This window comes from Actinacidiphila sp. bgisy167 (genome assembly GCF_057707665.1).
Genome location: NZ_JBYIQP010000033.1, coordinates 52,447 through 63,817, shown reverse-complemented (window position 1 = coordinate 63,817; position 11,371 = coordinate 52,447). Strand labels below are relative to the sequence as shown.

Annotated in this window: 1 protein-coding gene and 1 pseudogene; both read left to right on the top strand. The window is 67.7% G+C overall.

Annotated elements, in window-relative coordinates; all coding sequences use genetic code 11:
* Positions 1–409: 409 nt before the first annotated feature.
* A pseudogene (locus tag AC3ET4_RS15525) lies at positions 410–556 on the top strand (IS5/IS1182 family transposase); the annotation flags it as partial.
* A gap of 307 nt (positions 557–863) precedes the next feature.
* Positions 864–11,366 carry a LamG-like jellyroll fold domain-containing protein gene (locus AC3ET4_RS15520; RefSeq protein WP_431949529.1) on the top strand — a complete coding sequence of 3,501 codons (10,503 nt, stop codon included), beginning with the start codon at positions 864–866 and terminating at the stop codon, positions 11,364–11,366.
* Positions 11,367–11,371 lie beyond the last annotated feature (5 nt).

Sequence of the window (11,371 nt, the reverse complement as noted above, 5' to 3'; positions counted from 1 at the left end):
GACCAGCACTTGGAAGGGCTTGGACATCCACGGCCAGCCTTGTTGGGTCGCGTATCGAGTCGTGATCAATCTGCGGAATGTGTCTTCGTGGCGCGGTCTGGTCCGGTAGACCGTGGGATCTGTCCCCGAGTGGTGGACACCTTCGAGCCCGGCCCCGGCAGGGGCCGGGTAGGAGGCCACGATCTTCGGCGCGTCCGTCGGGCGTCCTGCACGACGCGCCGGACGGCCTCGGCGGACAGTTTCCATTCGTCGTCCTGCCACAGCACGGCGTTCAGCGTCCGGGTGTAGCTGCCTTGTTCCTCGGCCATCTCGCCGTCCTTCTGGAGGACGCGGGCCAGTGGCCGCATACCCGCTGGTGTGTACGTCTCGTTACGGGGGCAAGGCTCTTGCACGGTTGGCGTGGCGTCACAACCGCGATCACGCCAAGATCCGCAGCCTCGGCTGACGCACCATGGCCACTCTCAGATGCTGGCGGCTCCTGCGGAAGCTTCGTTGCTGCACCACCCGGATCACCACCGTCGTCCGTGCCGTCATCGCTTTCGAGCTGTCCACCTGACCAAGATGGAGAGGCTCAATGTTGGAGGAGTTCTGGCGGTAAGCGCCCATTGTCCGGTAGTGCCGATGTTTGCTGGCAAATATCCCGTGAAATACATCACTGCACATTGGGTAAATGGTGTGAACATCTTGTGCGCTGACGTAAGGATCCCTTAAGAATCTCCTCGTTCTTGATCCACAAGGGTGGGGGGATCCACGTGCGTCTTGCACGTCCGCTTGGCGTCGTTGTCGCCTTCGTCCTGACCGTCTTGGCCGGGACCGAGCAAGGCGCGTCCGTGTTGCCGCTGTTCGCGGCCGGGAGCGACACGATGGCTTCGCCCGAGCAGAGCTGGGGTTCCGCCGCCAGGCGTAGCCACAAGGCGTCCGCGGACGCCACCGACGCCTCCGCCAAGGGCGGCCGGAAGGGCGCGCTCTCCGGACGAGGGGAGGTCTCCGCCGAGCAGACAAGCAGCCTCACCCGCATTCCCAGCACAGGCAGAATTCCCAAGCCGGGCGCCGTCCAGAAGGTCGCCTCACCGGCCGCCGCCACCCCCAAGGGCTTCGACTCCAGGCTCAGCAAGGAGCTCAAGAGCAAGCGCGGCGATCAGGAACGGACGTACCTCAATCCGGACGGCACCTACACCACTCGCTTCTACACCGAGCCGGTCAACTTCAAGGCCCCGAACGGCAGCTGGAAGTCGATCGACACCCGACTGAGGCCTCGTCAGTCGAGCGGGCTGACGACGATGAGCGTGGGTGGGGACGGCTGGGAGACCGGTTCGACCGAGGTGGGCATCGCGTTCGCCGGGACCGCAGACGCCGATCCCGTGGTGCGGCTGACCGTGGATGACGGTATGACCGTCGGCTATGGGGTGGACGGCGCCGAGGCAGCGCCGGGTCAGGCTGAGGAGAGCACCCTTACCTACGAGGATGTCCGGGCCGGCTCCGACGTCGAGTTCGTTGCGGCCAACGACTCCGTCAAAGAGACCCTGGTCCTCAAGGATGCTGACGCGCCCACCGAGTGGCGCTTCCCGCTCGTGCTCGACGGCCTGATCGCCTCCCTGGACGAGCGGGGGAACGTCGTCTACACCGATGCCGCCGGAGCGGTCCGGGCCTGGACGCCGGCCGGCTGGATGGAGGACTCGAACTACGTCGAGGACTCCGGCGAGGGCGTCGTCTCGTCCAACGTCACCTACAGCCTCGACACCGAGGACGGACGCCAGGTCCTCGTCGTCAAGCTCGACAAGGAGTGGCTGTCGGCGCCGGAGCGGGTCTTCCCGGTCCGGGTTGACCCGTCGCTGAAGTCTGTCGACGCCACTTCTGGCACGTACGTCGAGTACCCCTACGACACCAACTTCGCCTCGGACACGGTGCTGAAGGTCGGCACCTACGACGGCGGCAGCCACAAAGCGGCGGCATTCCTGCGCTTCACCGGCCTGGAGACCACGCTGAAGAACGCCTGGGTGCTCGGCGCCGACCTCGCGCTGTACAACACCTGGTCGCAGTCGTGCACGGCCCGCCCCGTCACGGTCGCCCCTATCACCTCCAACTGGTCGGAGACCACCACCTCCAAGTGGCCAGGTCCTGCTACGGGTGCCTCGCTCGCGTCGAAGAGCTTCGCGCACGGCTGGCGTCCCACCGGCACCACCACCTGGTCCTGCGCCCCTGCCTGGTCGACGATCAAGCTCGGCAGTGCCGGCCGGAAACTGGTGGACGACTGGACCCACGGCCGGAAGAAGAACTACGGCCTCGCAGTGAAGGCTTCCACGACTGACTCCAAGGGCTGGAAGCAGTTCGGCTCTGACGACTATCCGAACGGCAAGCCGAGCCTGGACGTCACCTGGACCAAGTACGGCGCCACCTACGAGCTGGGCGACTTCACCGCGCCGGTCACGGCGGTCACCGAGGGCGTGGAGAAGGTGACCGTCACCAACCAGGGCCAGGAGACCTGGCCGTCTGGGGGCAACTACAAGCTGCGCTACAACCTCTTCGACGCCTCGGGCAACGAGATCACCGACCTATCGATGATCCGCTCGACCACGATGCCCCAGGCGATCTCGCCAGGCGAGAGCGTCACCCTGGACGCGAAGATAGCCCCACTCGCCCCGTCGACGTACACCATCCAATGGACAATGGACGACGCTGGCGTCAGCCGATTCACCACCGCAGGCGTCCCCGGACCGTCCGTCAAGTTGGCCTCGGTCAATATCCCGCCCAAGCTCACCGCCGAGTCCCCGAGCAGTGGTGTCACCGTCAACACGCTGACCCCGACCTTGTGGGCGAAAGGTAGCGACGCGGACCGGTACCCCAAGTCGGCACTCCAGTACACCTTCGAGGTGTGCGAGGTGGCGGGCAGCGATCTGCGCAAGAACTGCAAGACCGGCACCCGCACCAGCGAACAGCAGTGGGCCGTGCCCTCTGGCTGGCTGTCCTGGAACAAAACCTACGCCTGGTACGCCTACGCCTACGACGGGACCGCCACCTCCACCCGGCCGGGCCCCGCGCTGCTCACCACCGAGGTGCCACAGCCCGTGGTGACCAGCCACCTCGGCGGCGCCGACGACGGCAAGGAGATCGGCACTCGCGAGGGCAACTACGTCACTGCCGCAACCGACGCGGCGCTGGCCACCGTCGGTCCCGAGCTCTCGCTGACCCGTACCTACAACTCCCTCGACCCGCGTACTGACAGCGCGTTCGGCACCGGCTGGTCCACCCGCTGGGACATGCAGCTACGGGAGGAGAACGCCACTTCCTCGGCCCTGGTCACCCTTGCGGACGGCTCCCAGGTCCGGTTCGGGAAGAACACCGACGGCACCTACACGGGGCCGTCCAGCGGCTCCCTCACCCTGACCCGCCAGTCCACCGACTGGGTGCTGCGCGAACGCTCCGGCGCCACGTACCGCTTCCTTGCGAGCGGCGTTCTCACCAAGGTCACCGACGCGGCCGGGCGCGGCCAGACCGTCACCCACGACACCGCTACCGGCGGCCCCGTGAAGACCGTGACCGACGACCTGTCCGGCCGGTCTCTGAGCTTCGGCTGGACCGGAGGCCATGTCACCAGTGTCACCACCAGTGCCATCGATGTCAGCACCCCGGGCCTGACTTGGACCTACCGCTACACCGGTAACGAGCTCACCTCGGTGTGCCCGCCCACCTCGACGACGAAGTGCACGATGTACGAGTACGGCGCCGGCTCGGTCTACCGCAGCGAGGTCCTGGACTCGGCGCCCACCTCCTACTGGCGTCTGGGCGAGAGCGACGGCTCGGCCGCCGCCAGTTCCGCCGTCTCTCGTACCGGCCTCAACGATGCCGTGTACAGCGACGCCGTCCTCGGCGGCGGCTCCGCCATGGCCGGAACCACGGACACCTCGGCCGGCTTCGACGGTGTCGACTCGATCGTCGAACTGCCCACCGACACGTTGAAGACGGCCGCCTTCCCCACCATCGAGCTCTGGTTCAAGACGACCACGCCGTCCGGCGTTCTGGTCGGCTTCCAGAACCGCGAACTCGGCGAGAAGCCCACCTCCTGGCGTCCCGTCCTGAACATCGACGGATCCGGCAAGCTGCGTGGCGAGTTCTACCTCACTGGCAGCCCCACCCCGACGCCCATCGTCTCCTCGGCCGCCGTCACCGACGGCACCTGGCACCACGCCGTACTCACGGCTGCCGCCAACACCCAGAGCCTCTACCTCGACGGAGTCAAGGTCGGCACCCTGGCCGGCGCGATCACGGAGCAGTCCCGCGACTACGCCTACCTGGGCGCCGGCTACGGCAGTTCCGGCTGGATGGGCCTGGCCGAGGGTGACTATCACTTCAAGGGCCAGATGGACGAGGTCGCTTTCTACGACCACACCCTCGACGTGGCCACCATTACCGACCACTATGCGGCCCGCGCCTCCATCGGCCAGATCACCAAGGTCACCCTGCCCACCGGCCGGGTCCATGCCACCGCCGCCTACGACCCGGTGACCGGTCGGCTGACCCAGCACACCGATGACAACGGCGGCACCTGGAAGGTGTCCGCTCCTTCTTATTCGCCGGCGTCGGCCACCTACGCCGACACAATCCAACGCAGCGGCCCCACCGGCTACTGGCGGCTGGGCGAACGCGGTGGCGCCGAGGCCGCCAGCCCACTCGGCAGCGAACTTGCCGGCAGCTATCTGGACGGCACCCGCCTGGGCAGCCCCGGCGTCTTCGCCGACGGCGACGACGCCGCAGTCACCTTCGACGGAACCGGCGCGATCGAGATGCCCGCCGAGTCCCTCGGCACCACTACCGAGATGTCCCTGGAACTGTGGTTCAAGACCAGTGACCGCGGTGTCCTCGTCACCAACCAGAACGCCGACTTCGGCGACACACCCACCGGCGGGCGTCCCATGCTGCTGATCGACTCCGACGGCAAGCTGCGCGGCAGATTCTGGGGCGGAGCTACCAGCGTCCTGTCCAAGGCCGCCGTCACCGACGACACCTGGCACCACGTCCTGCTCACCGGCAACGAGGGCTACACGGCTCTGTTCGTCGACGGCTCCTACCAGGGCGGCAACACCACCGGTGTCGCCACAGACCGCTTCGACCACGTCTTCGTCGGCGGGGGCTATTCCTCCACCAGCTGGGACGGACAGCCCCTCGGCTACCGCAACTTCACCGGTGAGATCGACGAGGTGGCCTTCTACGACAAGGCCCTCGTCACCTTCCAGAAGTCCGGCTCCACCTGGAGCTACGTCAAGCCCGCTGTCGGCCAGACTGATCTGCCCACCCAGCACGTCCAAGCCCGTCGGGGCTTGGTCGCGGGCCGTGGCGACCAGTACGACGGCGTCGCCCTTGCCGACGCGCCCAGCGCCTACTACCGGCTCGACCAGAGTTCGGGCACCGCCCTCGGCAGCGAGATCGGCGGCAGCGCCCAGCAGGCCACCTTCAAGCCGGACTCCGGCGGCACCTCCAAGCTGGATCAGTCCGGCGTGTTCGGCCCCGGGGACGACCGGGCCGCGACCTTGGGCGCCGGAGGCGTCATCCAGCTCCCCGCCACCAACCTCACAGGCGCCAGGAATCTGTCAGCGGAGATGTGGTTCAAGACCACCACCCCGTCCGCCGTCCTCCTCGGGTTCCAGAACGCCGCCGTCGGCCAGACACCCACATCTTGGCGTGCCGTCCTGAACATCGACGGCTCCGGCAAGCTGCGCGGCGAGTGGTACCTCACCGGAGACCCCGGAGCCACGCCGATCGTGTCCGCCGTGAAGGTGACCGACGGCCAATGGCACCACGTGGTCCTGTCCGGAGCGACCACCACCCAGACCCTCTATCTCGACGGTGTTGCCGTCGGCACCCTGGCCGGCACCATCGATGAACAGGCCCACCCCTACACGTATGTCGGAGGCGGCCACGGCACCCCCGGCTGGATGGGTCTCGCCGCCGGCACGTACTACTTCAACGGCCAAGTCGACGAGGTCGCCCTGTACCGCCATGCGCTGACGGCCGACCAGGTGTCCGCCCACTACCGGGCGCAGGCCGAGGCGGCCGACTCCGGGCTCACCGCCACCGTGACGGTCACCGACCCGCAGGAAGACACCAGCACCGCCACCTACGACGCCCTGCGGGGTCAGCGCATCCTGGCCCGGAGGGACACCACCGGCGCTGTCACCTCCTACGCCTACGACACAGCTGGCAACCTGCACACCATCACCGACCCCGACGGCCACACCTCGGTCACCGGACACGACGCACGCGGAAACGTGGTGTCGACCACGACATGCCGGGACGCCGACTCCTGCTGGACCGGCTTCACCTCGTACCAGCTGAACGCGTCCGACCCGCTCGACCCGCGCAACGACAAGGTGCTGTCGGTGAGCGACCAACGCTCCACCGACTACAAGGACACCCGCTACCGCACGACCTACACCTACAACGCCCAGGGCCTGCCGTTGACCACGGTCCGCGCGGACGGCTCCACCGCCACCACCACCTACACCGCCGGCACAGAGGCAGCGGTCGGCGGCGGCACCGCGCCGCCGGGCCTGGTCCTCACCCGTATCACGCCCGCCGGGGCGAAGACCTCCTACCGGTACTTCGCCAACGGCGACGTCGCCGAGGCGACTTCCCCGTCCGGCCTGGTGACCTCGTACACCTATGACGGACTGGGCCGGAAGACCTCCGAGACCCAGATCTCAGACACCTTCCCGAACGGCGTCACCACCACCTATGCCTACGACGCGGCCTCCCACGTGGTCTCCCAGACCGGTGCGGGCGTGAAGAACGAAATCACCGGCACCACCCACACCGCGCAGATCACCCGGTCCTACGACGAGGACGGCAACCTACTGTCCGAAACGACCAAGGACACCACTGGCGGCGACCCCTCGCGCACGACCACGTACCACTACGACGCACACGGTCTCAACGACTCCTTCACCGACGCCGAGAACAACACCACCAGCTACGAGCACGACAGCTTCGGCCAGGTCACCGGCATGACCGACGCGGCCGGTACGTACTTCACGTACGCGTACACCTCGCGCGGCCAGCACGCCACGACCGTCCTGAAGGACTGGACGGGCGACCCGTCGGGCACCGCACGTGACCTGACCGTGATCTCGAACGCCTACGACCCGGCCGGACGCCTGGCCTCCACCACGGACGCCATGGGCGCGACCACCGCGTACACCTACTACGACGACGGTCTGCCAGCCACCACGACGGCGAAGCGAGTCACCCAGTCCGACGGCACCCGGCACGACATCGTGCTGGAGAACGACGCTTACGACCCGGCGGGCCACCTCACCAAGCAGATCACCGGCGGTGGGAAGACCACCCGGACCTTCACGGTCGACACCCTGGGCCGCACCGTCACGAGCGTCCTCGACCCGGGCGGTCTTAACCAGAGCGCCGGCTATACCTACGACGGTGACGACCGCGTGAAGACGGAGACGCACTCCATCTCCGCCAGCCAGACGCTGACCGTTTCCTCCGAGTACGATGCTGCTGGTGACGTGACGAAGCGGACCGTCACGGACGGCAGCAGCACCCACGTCACTACGGGAACCTATGATGACCGCGGCCTGCTCCTGACCGCTGTCAGCCCGCGCGGCAACGAAACGGGTGCGGACCCGGCCGCCTTCACCTCGTCCTACCGGTACGACGAGCTGGGACACCTGGTACAGCAGACTGCCCCTGGTGTGCAGGCTGAGGAGCAGGGCAACCCGGCCTCCACCATCAATCCCGCCACGGTGACCGGCTACAACACCTTCGGAGACGTCACCGACACCAAGGACCCCCGGGACGAGGTGACCCGGGCGGAGGTCGACCGCCTCGGCCGGACGACGGCGCTGACGCTGCCCGACTACACCCCGCCGGGCTCCTCGACCGCACTGACGGCGACCAGCCGCACCAGCTACAACGCGCTGGGCCTGCCCACGTCGGTCACCGACCCGCTCGGCCGGGTCACCCGGTACGGCTACGACCAGTTCGGTCGGTTGGCTGACAAGACCGACCCGGTCGCCGATCCGGCGGACGCGCTGGCGTCCAAGTCCGTCCCCGGTCTCGTCACGGGCCCGGTCACGTCCACGGACGGCGGTGGCATCACCCACTACTCCTGGACACCGACCGGCCTGCGACTGTCGGTCACCGACCCGACCGGCGCCCGCACGGAAGCCACCTACGACGAACTGGGTCGGCAGATCACGGCGACGACGGTCGAGCGCTACCCGACCCTCCAGAACCTGACCAGCCGTTACACCTGGGACTACGCGGGCAACCAGATCTCGTCAACCACGCCCGAAGGGGCCACCACGACCGCCGGCTTCGACCCGGCAGGCGAGGTCACGTACGTGACCGACCCGGCCGGCACGACCCGCTTCGGCTACGACGGCCTGGGCCGCAGGACCGGGGTAACGGACGCGACTAACCGCAGGACGACGACCACCTACGACGCCCTCGGCGATGTCACCGCCACGATGGACTACGGGACCGGCGGTACGGCCCTGCGCACGCTGACGGCCGAGTTCGACGCCGACGGCGACCGCACGGCCGTGATCGACCCGCAGACCAAGGCCCGTACCACGTACACGTACGACGCCCTGGGCCGACTGACCCAACAGGTCGAGCCGGTCTCGGACACCAAGTCGATCACGACGGCGTTCGGCTACGACGCGGCGGGCAACCGCACCCGGCTGACGGACGGCCGCGGCAACACCACCGTCTACACGTTCAACAGCTGGGGCCTGGCCGAGTCCACGATCGAACCGGCCACCGACGCCACCCCGTCCGAGGCCGACCGTACCTGGACGACTGCCTACGACAAGGCGGGTCGGCCTGTCACCGAGTCGCTGCCGGGCGGGGTGAAGCGCGAGCGTACCTACGACGGTCTGGACCGGCTCATCCACGAGACCGGCACCGGCGCCGAGGCGGCGACCGTGGACCGCGGCCTGGACTACGACCTGGCGGGCCGTCTGACCTCGGTCACCACGGCTGACGGCACCAGCCGGAACAAGTACACCTACAACGACCGCGGCGAACTCCTGACAGCCAGTGGTCCTGCCGGAGAGGCCAGTTACACCTACAACGCCGTCGGCGACATGACCCACCGCAAGACCACCGCCGGCGACACCGACTACGGCTACGACAGCGCGGGCCGCATCGACTGGGCCTCGGACTCCCTCACCGGCAGCCAGGTCTGGTACGACTTCGACGCCGCCGGACGCCCGAGCCTGGAGCAGTACGCCACCAAGCGGGCCGGGGCGACCCAATACACGGTCACGGCCAGGCGTAGCTACGGCTACGACGACCTGGGACGCCTGACCACAGACAGAATCACCAACCCCGACGGCTCGACCACAGTCGCCTCCACCACGTACGGCTACGACTTGGACGACAACCTGACGTCGAAGAAGACGACGGGCACGGCGGGAGCTGGCGACAACTCCTACGCGTACGACCACGCGGGCCGTCTGACGTCCTGGACGAAGGACGGAGCCACGACGCCTTTCGCGTGGGACGCGGCGGGCAACCGGACCACGGCGGGCCCGACCAAGGCGACCTTCGATGCTCGCAACCGTCAACTGAGTGACGGGGCGACGAAGTTCACCTATACGCCACGCGGTACTCTGGCATCGGTCGATGCTGGCAGGGACACCCCGCGTTCGCTGACCTTCGACGCCTTCGAGCGCAAGATCACTGACGGCGGCACGACCTACACCTACGACTCCCTCGACCGTGTCCAGACCCGGGGCTCGTCGGCCTTCACCTACGACGGAGGCTCCAACAACCTCGCGAGCGACGGCGTCAGCGCCTACAACCGCACACCCGAGGGCGCCTTGCTGTCCATAGCCACCGGCACCACCAAGCAGTGGGCGCTGACAGACCAGCACACCGACCTGGTCGCAGGCCTTAGCGCCGACGGAGCGTCGGTCAGCGGCTCGAAGGCGTATGACCCCTTCGGCACGGAGACAGCCACCAACGGCACCACCCCCGCCGTCGGCTACCAGTCCGCCTGGACCGACCCGTCCTCCGGCGGCATAGACATGGCCGCCCGCTGGTACCAGCCGGGCACAGGCTCGTTCGAGTCCCGCGACACCTACCAGCTCGACCCGACGCCCTCGGCCCGGGCCAACCGCTACGTGTACGCCGATGGCGACCCGCTCGGCGGCACAGACCCCACAGGGCACTGCCCGGATGCATGCGTAATTGAGGGGACGTTGGTCATCGGCGGTCTCACCGTTTTGGCCGGCTGGGCCTCCTACGAGTTGCAACACGTGAACATCGGCTCCTGGGGCGACTCCGGGACCACGGTCGGACACCACAGCGCCCCGGCCGGTCACGCGCTGTCCCAGTGGACGAACACCAGGAGCCTGGCCGACGCCATCGCGGCCCAGGCCGAGGCCCAGGCCCAGGCCGCGAGTGCCTGGAGGGCGCGTGCATCGAGGGATAGCGCCGCCCATGTCTCCACGGGCACCAGCAGCACCTACTACCCCCACCCCTACGTCGGCAGCTGGTCCGCCGCGGCAACCCGGGTGACCACCCCGCCAAAGCCGCCCATCCCTCAGAACCCCAATAAGGGCAAGAACCCCAGGCCCGCCCCCACTCGCCCGGCGCCCAAGCCGGACTGGGGAGGCAAGGGCAGCGGAGGCTGGAAGCCCGGCGACGCAATCACGCTGGTCGTCGGCGCGCTGAAGATGCTCGACCTCGTAGGAGACGACCGCTACACGCCCGACAATGAACCGGAGGCCATGCCGGCACCGGTGAACAACGCCGTCTGCGTGTCCACCGGCGGCTGCACCGGAGACGATGATGACGAGGGGCGCAGGAGCTCGTGCGATGCGACGCCCCTGATCGACGGTGGGCGGATCTACGGCGGTCTTGAGGAATACACGGACCACCACGGGAACAAGGGATGCAGGGCGACCGGCGCCATCGCATTCCTCACCAAGAGCGATCGCAGGTCGCGCACGGGAGCGGGTGGCCTGCCGAAGTGCCCCGAATGCGAGCCCTCCGTCGCTCCGGACGGAATGGAAGAGATCCGGGCAGGGGGAGGAGATCCGCAGGCTGGTCACCTGATAGGTTATTGGGGTAAGGGTACCGGTCAGGATATTCGAAACCTGGTGGCTTTGAATGCTAGGGCGAACGCCCGGATGGCGAGCAAGGTGGAAGCCTTCGGCTGGAAGTCCCTGAATAAAAACAACAGCCTGTTCATGTCCGTCGTTCCCCTATACGGAGACACTCGCTCGGCCGTTCCTACGACTATCCAAGTGGGAATGACCGTGTATGGACCCGGGGGAGGGATCGTGGACAGTTATTCATGCACTGCGATCAACTCCAAGACGGGCATAGGCTCGAAATGCTAAGGAGG